At 43.9% G+C, this 264-nt stretch carries 1 protein-coding gene; it reads right to left on the bottom strand.

Features of this window, described 5'->3' with window-relative positions:
• Positions 1-264, bottom strand: a 264-nt coding sequence (prs, locus tag AAEY79_RS15255) for a ribose-phosphate diphosphokinase (protein ID WP_352289333.1), incomplete at both ends; no start/stop codon positions are given.

Here is a 264-nt window from a genome sequence, read left to right as displayed (position 1 = left end):
AGATAAGAAATCGGCAACGACTTTAGCGGTAATGGGTACACGGGCAGAACGTACACGACGATCTTGACGAGCATAACCAAAATAAGGAATAACGGCAGTAATACGACCGGCAGATGCACGACGTAGAGCATCAACCATAACGATAAGTTCCATAAGGTTATCGTTTGTAGGGGCACAGGTTGATTGTAAGATGAAAACATCCGATCCACGAACATTTTCATTAATTTGAACACTGATCTCACCGTCGCTAAAACGGCCAACAAC

Origin of the sequence: Psychrobacter sp. GW64-MNA-CIBAN-0177 (genome assembly GCF_040309585.1) — a bacterium.
GTDB lineage: Bacteria > Pseudomonadota > Gammaproteobacteria > Pseudomonadales > Moraxellaceae > Psychrobacter > Psychrobacter okhotskensis.
Note: the sequence above shows the minus strand (reverse complement) of the source record. Positions and strands in the feature narration are given on the sequence as shown.